Source organism: Veillonellales bacterium (assembly GCA_039680175.1).
GTDB lineage: Bacteria > Bacillota > Negativicutes > JAAYSF01 > JAAYSF01 > JBDKTO01.
In genome coordinates this window covers 82,185-100,352 of the sequence record JBDKTO010000089.1, presented here as the reverse complement: position 1 = coordinate 100,352, position 18,168 = coordinate 82,185, and the positions used below count along the sequence as shown (strand labels likewise).

Genomic DNA, 18,168 nt, shown 5'->3' with positions numbered 1-18,168 from the left:
TAACTTCCATACTTTCCAGGGAAATCATGTTCAAGACAACGTCGGATGCCAAGGGGGTCTGGGAACGAAGAAAAGCTTCGTCGCACCCGGTGCACTCATGACCGTGGAGCCAGATCACCGGCGGCAGCGGCTTTGTTTCGGCAGCTTCCACCACAGCCGGAATCATGGTCGGCGCTAAACCTAAAATACCGGTAATCGCAACACACGTCTTAAGAAAGCTTCGCCTGCTCAGGTTTTTTTCTGGAATACATCCCATAAGGTATCTCTTTTTTCCATATGTACCCGCCTCATTCTATTTAAGGAATCCAAATCATCCGTAGATTTAAAAAAAGAACATCATTTTTCTAAGTCAGCTCCGACATGCTTGATAGCTTTTCAGATGTACTTGTTATTTCATCCATTGTCACCGTAATCTTTTTAGTAGCCGCCGCTTGCCGATTAGCAATGGAGTTGGATTCATCAATTTCAGATTCAATATCAGTAATAGACTTCCTTATTTGAATTAGCATTTGAGATACTTTTTGGGCTGATTCGCTGCTGAGCTGTGCCAGCTTTCTCATTTCATCAGCAACCACACTAAAACCTCGTCCCATTTCACCCGCTCTTGCCGCCTCAATCGCGGCATTTAAACCTAATAAATTTGACTGAGACGCTATATTTTGGATAGCTGCCAAAATAGAATCCGTATCTTTTAACTGCTTGTCGGTAGAGCTCGTTACTTTTACAACCTTTTGGATGGTATTTACCAGCTTTTGTGCTCCGGAGGAAATTTCTTCCGCACTGGCATTTGTTTGCTGTATGGACTGAAAAAGATTGTCCGTGGCATCCTTTATCGCCGATTCCCGTTCCAAACTTTTCGCCACGCCAACAGCGCCAAAAACTTCCCCGCTATCGTCAATGAGAGGGTAGCATATGCCTTTAAATGTAATTCCGAAGTATTCTTTTGGCGGAATACCCGTTATAATCTTTTTTTGTTCCATTGCTTTTAAGTATGGATCTCCCGCCGGAATCAGATCTCCTATTTTTAAGTTCATCGGTATCTTTTCGTTGGGGAAATTAGCTATAAATTTCGTCCTATCGGTCATGGAGATTCCAATGTCCTCCTGCAATAAGTCTTTTACTAAAGGCAAAACATCCATTAGCGATTTAATAATACTTCTATCCATATTAGGCCACCCCCATGTCTAATTTTTAATTATTTACACCTTATAAACGAAACTAATATAAAAGAACTTACCCTGTGAGATAAGTCCTTTTGAATGACCTACTATCCAATAGTATGCTTACAATTATTTTATTCTTTTCACAATCTCTGTTACAGCCTGCAACGCCACAGAATCATCCGGTAATTCCAGCAATGGTTTGCCCGCAAGATCATGTTTCTCAACTAAAGTATCGTACGGAATAACACCAAATACCGGTACGCCTATTTCTTGTGCCATAGTTTCCAAAGAACTAACTTCATCTCTGCTTCGATTGAAAATAACACCGATTTGATCACACGCAGGAACATACCCGTTATCTACCAGTTGTTTAATATGTTTAACTGTCTCCATACCTCGATAAGATGTATCTGTGACAATAATTAATGTATTCACTTTATCTACAACCTGACGATTGATTTGCTCTAACCCAGCTTCACCGTCAATCAAAATCGTATCGAAGGTAATAGAAAGTTGTGCAATTGCATCGCGTAAAAGATCGTTTAAGGCGCAAAAGCAGCCTTTTCTGTCCATACAGCCCATTGCCAAAAAGGAAAAGCTCGCTTGTTCCACTAACGCATTAAAAATCATATAATCCATTTTTTCTGCAAGTGCGTCTTTGTCCGTTTCGCCATCTTGAGCTGCTTTTATTATTTCTTCGCGCACTTTACCAATCGTCAAATCTGTTGTAACGCCCAGCGCGAAGGGCAAGCCAAGTGCCGGATCCGCATCGATTACCAAAAGCTTCCCCGTGGCTTTCTGTTCTGCCAGAACTTTGGTCATCATAGATGTAAAGGCTGTTTTCCCAACACCACCCTTACCGCAAACGGCTATTATTTTCCGTTCCACCTTAAATCCTTCTTTCTATTTTGTATCCAATAATGATTTATTCCGCAACTCATCATGCCGGCTTCATTTTATTTACTATTTCAAGGCCAATTTCACGTGCTTTATCACATACATCTTTGGACGAGCACTTTCCGCAATGTCCTAGCTTAAAACACTCATTAACATTGATTCCACGGTTTTGCCATACAGCTTCCTTGACTTTTTTCAAAGCTTGGGAAATTTCTTCGGCGATAGCTTGCCATTTATGAAATTGGGCGGAAGGAGAAGTAATATAGAAAACTTGTACATTTTCTACCTGAGCAAATCTTTCTTTAATGCGTCGAATTAATATCTCTCCTAAGGCAGCAAAAGATAATCCTTCTTTCGCTGCCTGTTTACTGATTCGACATAAAAAAGCTTGATTGCTTTTTTTTACCATATATCCGTCTGCCTGCATTAATCCGTGGAGTACTTGTCCCAATTGATAATACATTTCTTCATTAACGTTTTCTCCGGACACTTTAACTATCTGCCCAAAAGGTAAAGATTGTTCTGCTGTATCAATATCTTCTCCGCAGAGAAAAACACCGCTGTCATGAATAGCACTCGGCAAAAGGATCGAAAATGTTGACTGACAGCCGCCAAGTTCAATCTTCATATCACCTTTTAGCACAATTCCCGCTCCTTTGCCTTTTTGTAAAAAATAAGACGTTCTCGCATTGGCTAAAGCTAATTTCTGAAAACACTCGGCTGATAGTAAGCTGTCTATTTGTGTCTCGTACGCTTTAAATTGCCTCATCATACACCGCCTTATTTCGGACTCATAGCCCTATCTCTAGCAAAAAGCGCCGCTCCTAACGCGCCGGCAAGCTGTGGGTTTTCCTTAAGCTGGACAATTTTACTATGCAGCTGCTGTTCCAAACTTCGAATTAATGCTTGATTTCTGGCACAGCCGCCTGTTAGCACAACGTCCTCTACAATACCAATTTTATAAACCATTGCATGGATTCTTCTGGCTATAGAATCATGAATACCCGCTGCGATATCAGAAATTTTGACATTATTATTCACCAATGTGATTACTTCTGATTCAGCAAACACGCTGCATTGTTTTGATATTGTTTTTGGCGATATCGATTGCAGCGAATAGTTGGCCAGGTCATCCAAAGAGCAATCCAATACCCTGCACATAGATTCAAAAAAGCGTCCTGTTCCCGCCGCACATTTATCATTCATCGAAAAATCAACGACTTTGCCTGATTCATTTAAAGAAATAACCTTACAATCCTGGCCGCCTATGTCTACAATTGTTCTTACTGCAGGATGAAGCCAATGCGCTCCTTTGGCATGACAGGAAATTTCCGATATATCATCTTGAACATAGGAAACATTACTTCTGCCATAGCCTGTACCGATAATATAGGAAAGGGCATCCATCGAATCAAGCCCTGCTTGCGTTAAAGCCTCTTTCATGACTTGCTGGGCAGTGGCTTCTGGTCCATGGGCAGTACGAGCAATAGACCATGCTATCATTTGATCATCTTTTAATATAACGACCTTACCGGTTGTAGAACCAATATCACACCCTGCAACAAACATGTATATCCTCCTCGTTACATATCTTTTGCCCGTTTAAAACCGGCGGCACTTAAGAAATTGGAAATGTCCTTTTTCAGTTGGTCAAGTGGAGTATAGCGTTCATCAAATAAACTGGTTGTCAGCCCCAAAAGAGGTACATCCATATCGCGGCATACTTTCCGCAGGAAATACTTAGAGCCCGACTGATCCTTATGCCCCATATGCCCGCCGTCAATTACGCAGTTAATACTATAGGTATTAATTATATCCGTTACATCATCAATCATAACATCAACCCAGCCGCGTCCCTGACGAATCATCGGCACTTCAGCAACAGCACGCCGTGCTAAGCCAAACAACATACTTTCTTCCGTGGAGGTGTCAATTTTTTCATAGGGTGTATATCCCTGGAAAGACATAACAAAAACACCATTCCATTCATCTTCTAACCATTTACCTAACTTTTGTCCCCAAAGCGGTGATAAGTCCGGCCATAAAACACGGATTTGTTCATGTTCCAGTGCACCTTTGCCCGCGGCTACCGCACCTTTTAACATATCACGAACAGCAGTCATCAGCGCTGTTGCCCGCGGATCACCAGCCGGCAAATGTTGTGTCAGAGCCCAGAACACATCATCCGTAATAAAAGAGCCGATTGGACAGGGACGAGCTTGTTTCAGTTCATTGACTTGTGCCCAGACTTCATATTGCCGGTTGGTTTCTTCAACCAGAGCACGAACTTTTTCAAATTCGTATTTCGCCCCCGTTGTTTTTTCTAAGAATGCAATCATTTCTTTAAGCTGTTTAGCAACATATTGAAAATCCTTATCGGTATGTCCATAACTCGGGTCAATCGCAAAGTTCGGTACATTTTTCCATTCTTCATTTTGCTGAAAGGCCTGATGCAGCATAATTTGCCCATCACATGGCTCCATCATCGCAATAAAGCAATCCGGTTTTGGATGTAATTGATTATAAACAGAATACACCGCATAACGGACAAGGGAACACATCTTATCGTCAAGCGGAAAACGATCGCATTCTTTTGCATCTTTATAATCTGTAAAATCAAGATGCATCATCAGATCAAATACGGGATTATAATAGGCAATCCCCATTCCGGCAAGAATTTCGCAGGCATTTCCGTACCAGGTGCATGCCAGGGGCTTATGCTGCTCAGCTGCATCAATAATGTTTTCATTATAACTAAGTACCAATTTCAAAAGATTAATCAGTACAGGATTTTGCTGTTCGGCTGGTGCAGATTCAAGCATTTTTATTAATCCAGTCAATCTTTCATGATATTCATGAACCCTTTGCAAATCTTTTCTCATTTCTGCCATTGCCTCATACCTCCTCCATAGTTTCCAAGAAAGCTTGAACACGGGTTTTTAATTGCCCGACACTATCTAAAATATATTCTACTTCCAAATCCAAGCTGGGAATATTGGACTTTTTAAGGAAATCCTTTAAAATAAATTGTTCAAATGCAATTTGGTCACATTCTGCTAACCGAGCTGTAATAACACCATCAATTCGGAATATTTTTATAATTTCTGTTATGCGCTCCAGTCGTTTATCGACAGTGCCGTACTGACGCTGAGTAACCGCTCGCGTATAAAAATAGTAATCAATAATTGCTTGCAGCGGATCGCCGTTTGTCGAGATTTCACCTTCGGTCGCTTTATAGCCAAAACTAGTGTCGTCTACCACAATCATAGCGCCCTGGCTTTCCAAAGTTTCCATAAATTTAATATCATCTGTATGACTTCCAATATAAAGCAGCCGTTTTTTGCCGGCAGATGGGTTATCCGGTTGCTTAGATAATTCGCTCAGCAATTCTTTTACTAATTCGTTATAACGAGTTCTTGGCATCGCCGTAGCCGCCAGCATGATTGCCATTGTATCAGCACCACTGAGCGGCGGAACCGGCAGCTTTTTGAGGTCATAGATTTTACGCTGCAGCCGCCGTGTTTCATTGTGTACGGCAATGGCTTCTTTAAGCCTGTCATCTGTAATCACTACACCGAATTTTTCTTCTGTTTTCTTCTTGAATTGAATAATTTCTTTTTCAAAAAACTCCCGGGCAAGAGCATCGCATTTTTTCGGTAAATAAATAAATGCATAACAAGGGTTATTGGGTATGGTAAGCCAATTATCATAAATTCTCCGCAAATGATCACATTGATTAAATACAACTGCGCCGTCTAAGAAGTTATATTCACCCTGCAAAATCTGGTCGAAAGTGGATCGCGTATAGCCGCAGTTTAATTGACGAAAATGAGCATCTGCCATTTCCGTTCCCCTGCTTCCTGTTCCCCGGATACCAAACGCAAGAACACCGGCGGCTGTTAATATTTCCTCCGGTACTGCCGGATAAAAATATCCTGCCACCTTACCGCCTTTTTCTTTCCAGGCGGCAACTTCTGAATTATAGATCGTTGCTGCGGCTTCTTTAAAAATATCCATTGCTTTTGATCTCATCGCACTTTTCTCCTTTATTCAAATATAGAATGAAATTCACATTCGGAAGAATGTGAATTTCTCGTTATTTAAATTTAGAAATGATATTCCATTGCGGCCATAAAATTTTCGGCATTCTTATTATCTGTTTTTCTTTTATGATCACCATATTGTAATGTCATTGTGGCATTTTGAAATACTGTATATTCTAATCCGTATTCAAAGCCCTTAATATTTGACATGTTATACGCATTTAATGGATTAGTCCCATCAAAATTTTTCAAAACCTCAGGAGCGTCGGAATCTCCCATGGAAAGCACATCGAAGCCGGCATCCGCATTGCGATATCCAATCCATGCACCATATGATCCTGGCTTATTAAGCTTGGCACCACGGTATTTCACACTTGCTACATAGGCTGCAGCGCCGTCGCTGCCGGAGAGAGCTTTGGCTATTTCGGATTTATTTTTACCATATTCGTATTTTATGCCGTAATCCTTTAACCCGGTATACTTAAAGCCAGCAGCATACGTATCAATATAGTCTTGATGTTTATCTTGTAAATACGCTACGGTAATGCTGGTGTTTTTCAAACCGAGATACTCTATATTTCCTGCCAGCAGATTTACACTTATCTGTCCTGCGGCTCCAGTTGGATATGAGATATTTCCCGCTTTACCACCGGCTGCAGTCACCTTAAAATCACCAAACTTCTTTAGGTACGCCATTCCATCAGCACCTGTCGTCACATTGCCTTCCGCGCCAATCCCATTGATTAGCCCTTGCCCGAGATACAGAGGAATACGTCCTGCAATGAATGCATCTGCCCCCAGTCCTTTACCGCCAATAAATGCTTGCGTTACAGAAATATCGCTATCGCCGCCGGCATGATTTTCTGATTCAATCCGACCGCTAAAAAACAGCTTATCGGTAAGTGGTTTAAACATATTTAACCGTACACGGTTATATGATTCCGGCGATTCAGGCCTATCTTTTGCGTATTCATAGCGAACACGTACATCCCCCGTTATTTTTATTTGATTGGGATCTGGCTTGGCCACAGCTTCTTTTGTAGCTGTCGTCTTATTTTCCGCTACCTGTTTTTCTAAAACTAAAATTCGGTCTTTTAATGCAGCAATTTCTGCTTCTACGTTATTATCTGCTGGAGCGGCATACACAGAACTCGCCATTGACAAAACAGCCATTGATACCAATATTGCAACTTGTTTCTTCATCGTAACTCCTCCTTAATATAATTTCCAAGTTTATGGTATCATGTTCTATTTTGTTCGTCATTTTGCATTTATACAAATTTTCGCATAATCTATTAGTGCTTTATATTGTATTATAAGTCGGAATTTTTACGTATTATCTGTTATCCATTGTTATGACGGTTCTCTGCTATCTTTGTCGGCAAGGGGAGAAGCTGCGGCTTCCCAAGCTGCTTTTGTTTTGTAATATTTCTGCGGCCTCCTCCTTTATTACCGCCGCAGCCAGCAACTAGTCCGCCTTCAGCAGCACCTACTATTATAGCGGTTTGTATAATAATTCTTAAAAATTACTGTGCAAAATGACAAAGACAATATAAAGTACATTATGTATATTAAAATAGTTAGGAAACTAATATGAGCAAACTGAACTATTTTGATGAAAGGAGAATGATACAATGCATCAACAGTCAAACCAAGCTCGAAGTATTTTGGGGAATTTGTCCCGAAAAAAAATACTTATTATTTTATTGGTTCTTCTCCTAATCGCAATTGCTGGCGCTATGGCCGCTCAAAAAATGAGTGACAAACCGGAATTCTGTGCTAATTGTCACAATATGCAATCATATTATGACTCATGGAAAAATAGTACTTATCTGGCAAACGCTCATGCCAAAGCGGGAGTAAACTGTCACGATTGCCACACTCCCTCTTTTGACCAGCAGGCTGAAGAGGGCTTCAAACAAATTACCGGCGATTATGAAGACCCCATGAAAAAAAGAGAGTTTCCTAAAGAAATGTGTTTAAAATGTCATAATATGACGGATGTTATTGCCAAAACAAACTTTGAGGCAGATCATTCCAATCCACATGATTCACATCAAGGCGAACAAGACTGTAATAAATGCCACAGTATGCATCGGGAATCTAAGGTTATGTGTTCCCAATGCCACGGATTCTCCTGGATGCGTAATTTGCCGCCTAGTTTTAAAAAAGGTGCCTATTAATCTAACGTAAAATCCAACATGCGATAGGCCCGGGCAATCCGCCGGGCCTATCGTTTAATAAAGCGGGGCTGGCCTATGGAACATAGCGTAACCGTAGAATTAGTTGATGTAACTAAGTATTACGAAAATAAATGTCTTTTCCGTAATATATCTAAAAAACTATTGCCCGGGGAATGTCTGACAGTCACAGGACCAAACGGCTCTGGCAAATCAACCTTGCTAAAAATTATAAGCGGACTGGTCAAGACAAGCTCTGGAAAAATTAATCTGCGTTGTAACGCTAACCGGCTGATTAGCCCCTGCGAACGAGCAAAGTACATCGGTTTTGTTTCGCCAGAACTGGTATTTTATAAGTCCCTAACAGGCTACGAAAACATCGACTTCATAGCCAAAGCTTCCGGAATGGCTGCTCTGCCTGAATTTATTATGGCCTCTTTGCAGCGAGTAGGACTATCTGGTCAGGCACATGAACCCGTTATAAATTATTCCACAGGCATGCGCCAACGTCTAAAATTTGCTCTGCTATTAGTCCTAAATCCTCCACTTTGGCTCTTGGACGAACCGTCTTCCAACCTGGATACTGCCGGTAAAAAATTGGTTGCCGACCTTATCCATAAGGCTCTAACCCGCAGCACTTCCATCATTCTTGCCACAAATGAGGCGGAGGAAGCTAACTATGCACACCAAAAAATTAACCTGGCCTAATTCAGCTTGGGCTATATTATATAAGGATCTTCTCTGTGAATTTCGTACCCGTTACGCCCTTGGCACACTGACTATGTTCACACTGGTCACGCTGTCCGGCATTAGTATGACACTTGCCGGAGCTGCTATTTCTTCCTCCATTGCGGCCATGCTGTTATGGATAATTCTCTTCTTTTGTGCTATGGCAGGACTAGCAAGAACCTTTGTTTATGAGCAGGAGGCAGGAACATTATTTACACTGCGCCTGTACGCGAATGGCCAAGCCGTATTAGCAGGAAAGCTGTTATTTAATATTCTTTTGTTACAATTGGTGACGGCACTGCTTATCCCACTCTTTCTTATTTTCCTCAATATTGAAGTTCATTTATGGAGTCAGCTGGTTTATGTATTATTTTTCGGTACTGTTGGCGTAGCGGCAGTGGCAACCTTGACCGCATTTATGGTGTCCTGTACTAACGCTAAAGGTTCCCTTTTCACCGTAATCACATTTCCGCTCCTGCTGCCGCAGTTTCTTACCGCCATTGCTGCGACAGGACAAATCTTAGCCGACACGATTCCCGGTTGGAATGAGTGCTTTTTTTTGGCTGGTTATGATGCAACTGTTATTGCTGCTGCATCACTATTATTTGATTATCTATGGTACGACTAGGAGGTTATATGTTGAACCACCGCATGAGTAATATAATCACAATATTAGCAGCAGTCGGTGTGATCTACGCCGTTTTTTTCATCGTGCCGCCCGCAGAAGGCTTAGGGGAAAAGGTACGTATTGTCTTTTTTCACATTCCGGCGGCTTGGGTTTCCGTCATGGCGTTCGTGCTATCGGCATTATGGGCTCTGCGCTATCTAAACACCCATCAAATGGAATATGATCGAAAAAGTGCCACTGCCGCCGGATTAGGCTTCTTTTTCTGCCTGCTGGCAACAATCAGCGGCGCATTATTTGCCAAAATAACCTGGGGTGCATACTGGAATTGGGATCCCAGACAAACAACCATCTTTATCCTGCTGCTTATCTACGGCGCTAGTTTCGCTTTGCGCACGGCAATTGACGATACCGAGCAAAGAGCTAAAATTTCATCCGCTTACTCCCTGTTAGCAATTGTTGTCATGCCATTTCTAGTTTTTGTTATCCCTCGTTATTATTTCTCACTCCATCCGTCACCGGTCATTAATAGTGCCGCGAAGATCGCTATGGATCCGGTCATGCTGTATACACTTATTGCCGCATTGCTGGTTGCCAGTGCCCTATTTCGACAACTTTTCATCTACTACATTGAGCGAACGCGCCGGCGTGATCTTGCGCAAAAGGACAGCCCGGAAGGTGGCGGCAGATTATGACAAAACAGCATACTATTAGCTTATTTATAATTTTCTCCTTTTTGATTTTCTGCGCCGTTACTTATACCCATTCCCTCTCGCCGTATGTTTCCTTTGCTGAAGCCAGAACCACTAAAGGAACGGTTCAAGTTAAAGGTACCTTATCAGCAGATAATATAGCCTATTTGCCTGAGAGCAACCAACTTCGCTTTCGTCTGCGCGATGATGCCGGCGAAGAAGCCTTAATCGTTTATACTGGCACGAAGCCTGAAGGCCTGGAGCACACTGCCAGTATTGTTGCCATTGGCCGATATCAAAACAATCAATTTGCCGCTGATAAGCTGCTTATTAAGTGCCCATCCAAATATCAAAGGAGCGTGAACCGGTAATGCTGGCCTACATGGCTCTCATTCTTGCTTTACTTACTACAGGAATAGCAACTATTTTCTATTGTAAAGCTTATCGTTCGCCTGCTTCAACGGAAGAAACGGCTATCTTATTTTACCGGACAGCAGCTTGTGCCATTCTTATAGCTTCCGGCTATTTGTTATATTTCTTGCTAAGCGATAACTTCCGTTACGAATATGTATTTAGTTATTCAGCGCATAAACAAGCCTTCGCTTACAAAATTTCCGCCTTTTGGGCTGGACAAGAAGGATCATTTTTGTTGTGGGCTTTGTTTCATACTGTTTTCGGACTGTTTCTCAGCCGAAAAAAGGCACCGGCGGCGATGGCAGCGTTCTGTGCTTTACAGCTCTTATTATTAGTTGTCCTGGTGTGTAAAAGCCCTTTTCGCCCCATGCCCGGACTGGAGGCTGACGGCATGGGCATGAATCCGCTGCTGCAGGATCCCTGGATGGTCATCCACCCGCCCTTTGTCTTCTTAGGATATGCGGCTCTGGCTGTACCATTCGCTTTGTCAATTCATGGCCTATTCACTGGCCATCATAAAGAAGTAATTGCCCAATCACTTCCTTGGACACTGTTTGCCTGGTCATCACTTGGCGCAGGCATCTTTATGGGCGGATATTGGGCCTACAAAGTCTTGGGCTGGGGCGGATATTGGGCCTGGGATCCGGTAGAGAATTCTTCCCTGGTACCTTGGCTTGTCACCGGGGCGTTGCTTCACTTATTACTATTGGCCCGGGTGCGTAATACGGCAGTAAAATATGCTTATCTTGCCGCTATTAGCAATTTTGTGCTAATTTTATACGGAACTTATCTCACTCGGAGCGGCGTACTGGATAACTTCTCCACCCACTCCTTTAGTAATGAAGGGATGGGTGGTTTACTGGGAAGTATACTATTGCTCACGGCTGTAAGCGGGCTGGTAATTTTAGTCTGGTATTGGTCTAAAATGCCAAATGAGCCGCTATATGTACATGTTAAGAGCAGGGAATTCTGTCTGTGTGCTACGGCTATAATCCTGGCAGTTATTAGTCTAATTGTGTTTATTGGCATGTCCACACCGCTTGTTACCGGTTTCTGGGGCCATCCCGCTAGTATCGACACCGCCTTTTACAACACGGCTGCATTACCGCTGACTGCCGCCATGGTTGTTTTACTGGCTGAGGGAACTTTACTGCCATGGGGTGACAACTCCGCCTTACACTTACAAAAATACTGGTGGCTAGGCGGAATTGCCTTTATCGCTGTTATCCTAACGTTTATAGCCGGCATCGACAACCTGTTTGCAATGATAACTGTAGGAGCAGCTGCAGCAACAGCTGCAGCAACACTGACAGCGCTCCATAACAAAATACTGCCTTGGCCGGCAGGAGTAGCCCATTTAGGCTTGTCCATTGCCTTAGTCGGCATTATCTTTTCCTCTTTGGCTTCCCAGTCTGTTACGACCAGCTTTGAACCCGGCCAGCGACAAGAAGTCTTGGGGCAGGGAGTAACCTATATGGGCAAACAAAGCGATGCAGCCGGCAATACCTTTTATCACGAGTTTGCCTTAGATACTCCGCTCAACACCGTACTGCTTCCTCACACTAAGCTAAGCGCAGCCGGCGAGCCGGCTGTTCATGAACCCGGCATTTATCGGGGGCTTACGGCCGATCTCTATCTAACGCCGGCATTGCAGTCTAATGATGTACAGAAATACCAACTGCACAAGGACGAAAAAATTACCCCGGAAGGTCTAGAAATAAAGTTTATTCGCTTTACTATGAATAGTGGTCCTGAGGGCGATATTAAAGCCGCTGCCATACTCGAAGTGACGAAAGACGGTATCGTACAGGAAGTCACACCTGAACTTATCCCGCAAAAAGGGCAGCTGTTTCGCGTGCCGGTTACCGTTTTTAACTACGAAATCGCCTTAACATCGCTTAACATTAAAGACGGCGAGGCAGAAATCACCCTGCGCAGCCTAGAGTCTATAAACAAACCCGAAAAACTTGAAACGGAAATAAGTCGCAAACCTCTGATGTCTTTTGTATGGTTGGGAGCTATTCTTGTTACTCTAGGAACTGTCTGGGCCGCACTCAAACACAGATGTACTATTTGTACTCTAGCGAAAAAACTCCACGACAAACTTTCAATGGAATGACGTTTTAACGAAAGAAGTCTTCTCCGATAAAACCTATCTTATTTAATACATCCCACACCGTAAGTGCGGCAAACGCTTCATTGCGATCTTTGCCTTTGGACAAATCAAAATTTAACATTTTTTCAATTTTATCATACCGATAATAAATCGTATTGACATGAGCAAACATATCCTTGGCTGTTTTAGCCCAATTAAAGTTGTTGCGTAACAATATTCGCAGTGTATCAACCAGCTGCATATTCACTTCCTGGTCATAACTCAATATGGGTTCTAATACTTTTAAGACATATTCCTTTAACAAATCGATCTCTTGCGAAAAAATCATGCTAAAAACGCCAAGCTTATCAAAGGATTGCACCCTACCGAATTTCCCCATAATGTTAGGAAATATTAAAGCAATTTTGGCTTCAATATAGGATTTATGCAAATTATTTAACATATAGAATCGGCCTATCCCACAGCTAAGTTCAACGCCTGATTGCTCTGCCAATTTTCTTTGGCAAAGCGCAGCCGTTCTTTCTATATCGGCCACCGTTTTGCTGTCTATACTATTCATCGGCGATATAATCATAATGATATCATTCCACAGAATCGGCGGAAAATTTTCTTCACCTTCCTTTTGTGTGTAAAAATCTCCGATAGCAGTAACTGTATCGGTAATATTTTCCGTCTTGTCGGTTTTTATCAATAAAATTTCATAATACCGGTCAGTCTTTAAATCAATATTATGGAAACCAATGATATCATAGATATTGGCGCTGCTTTTCACCAGCGCTTCTACTCGATTTCTCCCAAAAGCTCTGGCTTGTTTTTGTATTTGTTCTTGCATATCTAAATATGTTTTTAACGCTAATCTGCGTAAACGAACTTTATCAATTAAAATTGCAATATCTTCTTGCCGCACATTTTGTATCCCTACAATTAACCGGTGTTCTTTTTCGCCCAATTGATAAAACAGCATTTTTCTTGTTTTACAAAAATAATATTCTGTTTCCTTAATTGCCGGGATTTGGCGAACTAAAATACGAGCCGCTTCATCAGTAATGTTTTTTAAAGAATAAAATATTTCTCCATTGTTATCTGCTAAAAGAACATTTCTCCCTATCTCCGTCTCGAAATCATAGGCAATACGCATAATTCCATCATCCAATAATTGCTCCAAAAAATTCATTTCAGCTGTATTGTCATTCTTCATTAAACAAACACCCCAAATTATCTACCATGGCAATTTACATCCCCTATTGTGCCAACATAATAATCATCAATCAATTCTAATGCATTTAATAGATCCCATAACTTTAACGCAACATACAACTCAAAAATATTTTGGGTATCCTGCAGCTTTAGCTGCAGCACTTTCTCAATGCGCTCGACTCGATAGTGAATGGTATTTACATGAACATTACATCTTGCGGCTGTCTCTTTCCAGCTAAATGCGTTATCTATCAAAATATTCAGCGTCTGCAACAAATTTGTATTATTTTCATTATCATAATTAATAATTGCACCCAACTTATCCATTACATAATTTTTATTTACCTTTATATCTTGCAAAAAAATATACCGAAAAAAGCCTAAATCATAAAAGCGCTGCACACAGCCAGCCTCTCCCCTTACTCGGCAAAATGTTAGTGTTATAAGTGCTTCATGATAGCTTTTATAAAGATCATCCAGAAAATGGATCTGTCCCATAGCAAGAGAAACGATTACATTTAATTTTTGTTTGGCTAATTTGCGAAAAACCTCTGAAATTCTAGCATCAGGCCATTCCTGCCTCAATTCAAAGGTCTCATTCTTATAATAAGCCGGTATAATGTGCACGAGATTATTTCGCCAATATATAGGACGCATAGAAGGCACTCTTATTTTTCCTGTATATTCGACCACAAGCTCAATTACTTTATTTATTATAACCGGATCATCTGTATTTTCCACATGAATCAACTGGATAACATATGGTTTATCGATATATAAATTAAAATGACCCGACAGTAAAAAGTCATCTCCTTTCCCACGTTTTTTTCCAAACAGACTCTCCATTAAATCATTTTCAATTTCTGAACAGCGCACCTGCGCTTCCAGCATTGTATTTAAATAAAAAGCCATTGATAATCGTATATCTTCCAACAACGAATTTACGTTAGGCAGATCGCCTTTTACTACCGGATGTAATACCAAAAATAAACTTACCCCTCTTTTCTCCGCTCGATAGACAAATTTTTTTTGTTCTTCATCATACCATTGTCCCTTTTTTATCTGTAAAATAGTATCCTTATTTTTAATAAATTCACTTGATGCAAAGATTTCTGTACCCTGTCCGTCCATAAGTATGAATTTTTTTCTAAAGTTTTGCTGAATATAAGAAATAAGCGCCTTTACGCCATATTTTCTTACTTTCCCCAACACACACAGACACTGCGGTACTTTATTCATAGCATTCCTTCCGTATATAAAAATGCTTCTATAAATTCCATAGAAGCATTTTTAAAATTCTTATTATTTAATTCTACTTAAATACGGTTTATCCTGCAAAATAACCGGATTTCAGCAAAATGAACCGAAAACGTAACCGGGGCGATCCCTTCAGATCAATCATTTTCTATATATATTAAAACTTTATTAGGCATACATACTGCCAGATTTCCCTTGTTTGTCAACCATCCGGTATTCACGCATATTTGATCAGGACAATCTGCCGTTTCAAATCTTATTCTGCCTTTCTCTACACGAATAATATTGTGATGGGTTCCGCTGGAAATGTCTATTCTTCTTGGTTCTACAACAGAATCAAGATCGATGCGTTCAACAATTTTATCATCCTGTTTAATTACCGCTCTCATATGATCACTGTTATTATGAGCTTGAAAAAATTTGAGACCGGCAAAACCTAAAATGGCCACTGCTATTACTATTCCGGCAATTACTACTGTGCTATATTTTTTCATTTAATCACACACTTTCAGTAAAGCGAATTATGCGAAGAACGGTTTACGCTTTTTTGTTTCATATCAAACCTAAGCAAAGATGAACCCATAATATTATTTGATTTAAAATACTTAATAACCTTTGTTGAAAAAAGCCCGGTAACAAAACCCGTAGGTACTGAAAGAAGCAGCATTATCGGTAGATAATAAAAAATGCCAGAATGATTAATAAGCAGCGCTGCTATAATAAGTTGCCCCGTACAGTGCGCTACGGAACCAGCAATACTTACGCCTATTAAACTTATATCGGGGAGAAAGCGTAATAGGAGCGCCATTATACAGCCTGCTGCAACTGCTCCTGCGAGACTCATAAAAAGGCCCGCGCCTAAAAACGTCCCCAGAAGCAACGAACCCAGAACGACGCGCAATAATATTATACTTAAGGTCGCTTTAAAATCAAAGACTACCAGCGAAAACAAGGTAACAATATTGGCCAAACCAAGTTTTATGCCTGGAACTGGGATGGGATTTGGAATCAACCGCTCAATAAACTGAAGGACTAAAGCCTGCGCGACTAACATTCCGATTATAGTTATCCTTCTCGTCGTAGACATCAATTATTTATCCTTTCTCTCTGACCCCTTTGTTCAGAAAATCTATCCCATTGAAAGCATGTAGCAGGCCACACCGTCCCCTTATTAGATTAAAGGGGCAATCTCAAAATATTGTCAGATAGAGATTGCCCTTTTAACCCTTGCTAAGTTTTAAGGAATAAACCTATTGCTGCCTAACATACAGAGCGGCGTTTTTCCCGCTGTTTCTTCCTGTAAAGCAGGCAATTCCTTGAGCTGAACCAGGAAGAGTTAAGCCGTACGTGTCACCGGTAAAGCCGTCACAATCCATGCCTGCAACATAAAGTCCTTTTATCGGTTGATAATCTGCATTTAATGCTTCATTATTAATATTTACTCTTATACCACCGCACGAAGTAAGATTACAAGCTTTTACGTGGAAACCATAAAACGGACCGGTTTTTACCGGATGAAGATACTTGGCATCCTTGTAGTACTCGCTGTCTTTGCCATTTGCGCAGAAAGAATTGTAATCGTTAACTGTTTTAACAAAAGTTGCCGGATCAATTCCCATTTTGGTTGCAAGCTCTTCCAAAGTATTGGCGGTAAATACATTAGGATTACCATTGTCAAGTGCATCCTTTAGTTCGGCTTTAAGTTTCGTTAATTTTGTGCCGGGTGAATTATACATGCCCCAGCCAACAGTTGAGCCTTGCGCTTCCAGTCTCGAAATTTCGTCGCTGTCTAAAACAGTAAACGCTTTTTGCTGTGTCATTATCGCATTGCTGCCACGGGTATAATACCAGATTACATCTTCATTGACGAAGCGTTTTGCATCTTGATTTACCCAGAGAGACGGTTCCTGACCAGCGGCAACACTCAGTTGCGAATCAAGGGCAGTCCCCTCTATTGAATTACCTAAATTCATGACTATAGCACGTTCACCGGTAAGCGCACCTGCTGCTTTGGCCATTTTTATACCGTCACCGTCATGCCCCGGCGCACCTCTGTCAGCATATTGTGTCTTATCATAGTGTGTGAGTTCTTTAACCATTTCTTCATTATTGCCGAACCCGCCTGTTGCTATAATAACCGCTTTGGCATTAATCACCAATTCTTTTTTATCTTTCGTAGTTGCTTTAACACCAGCTACCTGTCCATTATTCATTATAAGCTCTTTAGCGGGTGTATTAACCAGAATTTCCACGCCAAGTTTTTCAGCTGTCGGTTTCATATGTTTATTAATTACACTCTTACCGAATCCCTCGTAAATGTGCCATGTTTTGTTGCCGGCACCCGTACTCAGTACATCCTCAAACTTTACTCCCATATCCATGAGCCATTGAATATCTTCGCCTGAATGGCGCATAACGTTTTTCCACAGATTGGCATCCACTTTGAAGTTAGAAAATTGAAATTCTTCCTTTAATAATGCTTCTTCGTTGACCGTGATGCCTCGCTCTTTTTGAAGGGGACTTTCAGATCCGAACATGCCTTCAGCATGATTTGTACTGCCACCTAGAACGCCCTCTTTTTCCAATAAAATTACTTTTGACCCCTGCTGAGCGGCCTCAATCGCTGCTGACATACCAGCCATTCCAGCACCGATAACTACAACGTCAGCCTGCTTCTTCTCAGCCGCGGCCGAACTGGTGGCTTTATCCTTTCCACCACAACCAGCCAAACTTAGAACCATTGCTAATACTAGGAACAGTCCTATCCACGCTTTTTTCTTGCTCACAGAATCTCCCCCTTATTTTATTGCAGCTACTGCTGATTCTTGTTAGTTCCTCCCTAACTTTCCTCAGCC

At 41.4% G+C, this 18,168-nt stretch carries 19 protein-coding genes; 6 read left to right on the top strand and 13 right to left on the bottom strand.

The features are described 5' to 3' along the window. From ABFC84_15240 to ABFC84_15205, 8 genes are all read right to left on the bottom strand, one after another. Window positions 1–256 (bottom strand): twin-arginine translocation signal domain-containing protein (locus ABFC84_15240; protein ID MEN6414092.1); only part of this gene is annotated, 256 nt, incomplete at its 3' end. Window positions 257–344: 88 nt separating this feature from the next. Continuing rightward, the gene (locus tag ABFC84_15235) at window positions 345–1,166 is read right to left on the bottom strand and encodes a methyl-accepting chemotaxis protein (protein ID MEN6414091.1); all 822 of its coding nucleotides are present in this window, start codon (window positions 1,164–1,166) and stop codon (window positions 345–347) included. Between the two features lie 123 nt (window positions 1,167–1,289). Beyond that, entirely contained in the window at window positions 1,290–2,051 is a 762-nt protein-coding gene (locus tag ABFC84_15230; GenBank protein ID MEN6414090.1) for an AAA family ATPase, read from the bottom strand. A 52-nt stretch (window positions 2,052–2,103) separates the two neighbouring features. After that, complete coding sequence (locus tag ABFC84_15225; GenBank protein ID MEN6414089.1) at window positions 2,104–2,829, bottom strand: hypothetical protein; 726 nt, start codon at window positions 2,827–2,829, stop codon at window positions 2,104–2,106. 11 nt (window positions 2,830–2,840) lie between these two features. Then, window positions 2,841–3,629 (bottom strand): acyl-CoA dehydratase activase, encoded by a 789-nt coding sequence (locus tag ABFC84_15220; protein ID MEN6414088.1) that lies wholly within the window; start codon window positions 3,627–3,629, stop codon window positions 2,841–2,843. 14 nt (window positions 3,630–3,643) lie between these two features. After that, complete coding sequence (locus ABFC84_15215; GenBank protein MEN6414087.1) at window positions 3,644–4,951, bottom strand: 2-hydroxyacyl-CoA dehydratase family protein; 1,308 nt, start codon at window positions 4,949–4,951, stop codon at window positions 3,644–3,646. Between the two features lie 4 nt (window positions 4,952–4,955). Then, entirely contained in the window at window positions 4,956–6,092 is a 1,137-nt protein-coding gene (locus ABFC84_15210) for a 2-hydroxyacyl-CoA dehydratase family protein (GenBank protein ID MEN6414086.1), read from the bottom strand. Between the two features lie 74 nt (window positions 6,093–6,166). Continuing rightward, entirely contained in the window at window positions 6,167–7,306 is a 1,140-nt protein-coding gene (locus ABFC84_15205; GenBank protein ID MEN6414085.1) for a hypothetical protein, read from the bottom strand. Between the two features lie 431 nt (window positions 7,307–7,737). On the opposite strand from ABFC84_15205, the gene ABFC84_15200 reads away from it, so the two are divergent. From ABFC84_15200 to ccsA, 6 genes are all read left to right on the top strand, one after another. Continuing rightward, a complete protein-coding gene (locus ABFC84_15200; GenBank protein ID MEN6414084.1) occupies window positions 7,738–8,286 on the top strand; it encodes a cytochrome c3 family protein in 549 nt (182 codons plus the stop codon). 75 nt (window positions 8,287–8,361) lie between these two features. Further along, window positions 8,362–8,991 (top strand): heme ABC exporter ATP-binding protein CcmA, encoded by a 630-nt coding sequence (gene ccmA, locus ABFC84_15195; protein MEN6414083.1) that lies wholly within the window; start codon window positions 8,362–8,364, stop codon window positions 8,989–8,991. Beyond that, window positions 8,963–9,640: a heme exporter protein CcmB gene (locus tag ABFC84_15190; protein MEN6414082.1), complete on the top strand. Its 678-nt coding sequence runs from the start codon at window positions 8,963–8,965 to the stop codon at window positions 9,638–9,640. Before ccmA ends, ABFC84_15190 begins: the two co-directional genes overlap by 29 nt. Before the next feature lie 11 nt (window positions 9,641–9,651). Then, on the top strand, window positions 9,652–10,332 hold the full coding sequence (locus tag ABFC84_15185) for a cytochrome c biogenesis protein (protein MEN6414081.1): 681 nt from the start codon (window positions 9,652–9,654) through the stop codon (window positions 10,330–10,332). After that, entirely contained in the window at window positions 10,329–10,700 is a 372-nt protein-coding gene (locus ABFC84_15180) for a cytochrome c maturation protein CcmE (protein MEN6414080.1), read from the top strand. The genes ABFC84_15185 and ABFC84_15180 overlap by 4 nt, the downstream gene beginning before the upstream one ends. Continuing rightward, a complete protein-coding gene (gene ccsA, locus ABFC84_15175) occupies window positions 10,700–12,862 on the top strand; it encodes a cytochrome c biogenesis protein CcsA (GenBank protein ID MEN6414079.1) in 2,163 nt (720 codons plus the stop codon). The genes ABFC84_15180 and ccsA overlap by 1 nt, the downstream gene beginning before the upstream one ends. 4 nt (window positions 12,863–12,866) lie before the next feature. On the opposite strand, the gene ABFC84_15170 is transcribed toward ccsA, so the two are convergent. The 5 genes from ABFC84_15170 to ABFC84_15150 form a co-directional block, all read right to left on the bottom strand. Next, on the bottom strand, window positions 12,867–14,057 hold the full coding sequence (locus ABFC84_15170) for a helix-turn-helix domain-containing protein (protein ID MEN6414078.1): 1,191 nt from the start codon (window positions 14,055–14,057) through the stop codon (window positions 12,867–12,869). A 17-nt stretch (window positions 14,058–14,074) separates the two neighbouring features. After that, window positions 14,075–15,295: a helix-turn-helix domain-containing protein gene (locus ABFC84_15165; protein MEN6414077.1), complete on the bottom strand. Its 1,221-nt coding sequence runs from the start codon at window positions 15,293–15,295 to the stop codon at window positions 14,075–14,077. Window positions 15,296–15,450: 155 nt separating this feature from the next. Beyond that, window positions 15,451–15,807, bottom strand: a complete 357-nt coding sequence (locus tag ABFC84_15160) for a NusG domain II-containing protein (GenBank protein ID MEN6414076.1) — start codon at window positions 15,805–15,807, stop codon at window positions 15,451–15,453. Window positions 15,808–15,821: 14 nt separating this feature from the next. Further along, a complete protein-coding gene (locus ABFC84_15155) occupies window positions 15,822–16,367 on the bottom strand; it encodes a Gx transporter family protein (GenBank protein MEN6414075.1) in 546 nt (181 codons plus the stop codon). 196 nt (window positions 16,368–16,563) lie between these two features. Beyond that, on the bottom strand, window positions 16,564–18,099 hold the full coding sequence (locus ABFC84_15150; protein MEN6414074.1) for an FAD-dependent oxidoreductase: 1,536 nt from the start codon (window positions 18,097–18,099) through the stop codon (window positions 16,564–16,566). Between the last annotated feature and the right edge of the window lie 69 nt (window positions 18,100–18,168).

Bases quoted from the DNA above. Each gene is read 5' to 3' on its own strand.
- ABFC84_15165 (MEN6414077.1), bottom strand. From the start codon at position 15,295: ATGAATAAAGTACCGCAGTGTCTGTGTGTGTTGGGGAAAGTAAGAAAA.
- ABFC84_15160 (MEN6414076.1), bottom strand. From the start codon at position 15,807: ATGAAAAAATATAGCACAGTAGTAATTGCCGGAATAGTAATAGCAGTG.
- ABFC84_15225 (MEN6414089.1), bottom strand. From the start codon at position 2,829: ATGAGGCAATTTAAAGCGTACGAGACACAAATAGACAGCTTACTATCA.
- ABFC84_15155 (MEN6414075.1), bottom strand. From the start codon at position 16,367: ATGTTAGTCGCGCAGGCTTTAGTCCTTCAGTTTATTGAGCGGTTGATT.
- ABFC84_15190 (MEN6414082.1), top strand. From the start codon at position 8,963: ATGCACACCAAAAAATTAACCTGGCCTAATTCAGCTTGGGCTATATTA.
- ABFC84_15170 (MEN6414078.1), bottom strand. From the start codon at position 14,057: ATGAAGAATGACAATACAGCTGAAATGAATTTTTTGGAGCAATTATTG.
- ABFC84_15235 (MEN6414091.1), bottom strand. From the start codon at position 1,166: ATGGATAGAAGTATTATTAAATCGCTAATGGATGTTTTGCCTTTAGTA.
- ABFC84_15205 (MEN6414085.1), bottom strand. From the start codon at position 7,306: ATGAAGAAACAAGTTGCAATATTGGTATCAATGGCTGTTTTGTCAATG.
- ABFC84_15215 (MEN6414087.1), bottom strand. From the start codon at position 4,951: ATGGCAGAAATGAGAAAAGATTTGCAAAGGGTTCATGAATATCATGAA.
- ABFC84_15220 (MEN6414088.1), bottom strand. From the start codon at position 3,629: ATGTTTGTTGCAGGGTGTGATATTGGTTCTACAACCGGTAAGGTCGTT.
- ccsA (MEN6414079.1), top strand. From the start codon at position 10,700: ATGCTGGCCTACATGGCTCTCATTCTTGCTTTACTTACTACAGGAATA.
- ABFC84_15210 (MEN6414086.1), bottom strand. From the start codon at position 6,092: ATGAGATCAAAAGCAATGGATATTTTTAAAGAAGCCGCAGCAACGATC.
- ccmA (MEN6414083.1), top strand. From the start codon at position 8,362: ATGGAACATAGCGTAACCGTAGAATTAGTTGATGTAACTAAGTATTAC.
- ABFC84_15180 (MEN6414080.1), top strand. From the start codon at position 10,329: ATGACAAAACAGCATACTATTAGCTTATTTATAATTTTCTCCTTTTTG.
- ABFC84_15200 (MEN6414084.1), top strand. From the start codon at position 7,738: ATGCATCAACAGTCAAACCAAGCTCGAAGTATTTTGGGGAATTTGTCC.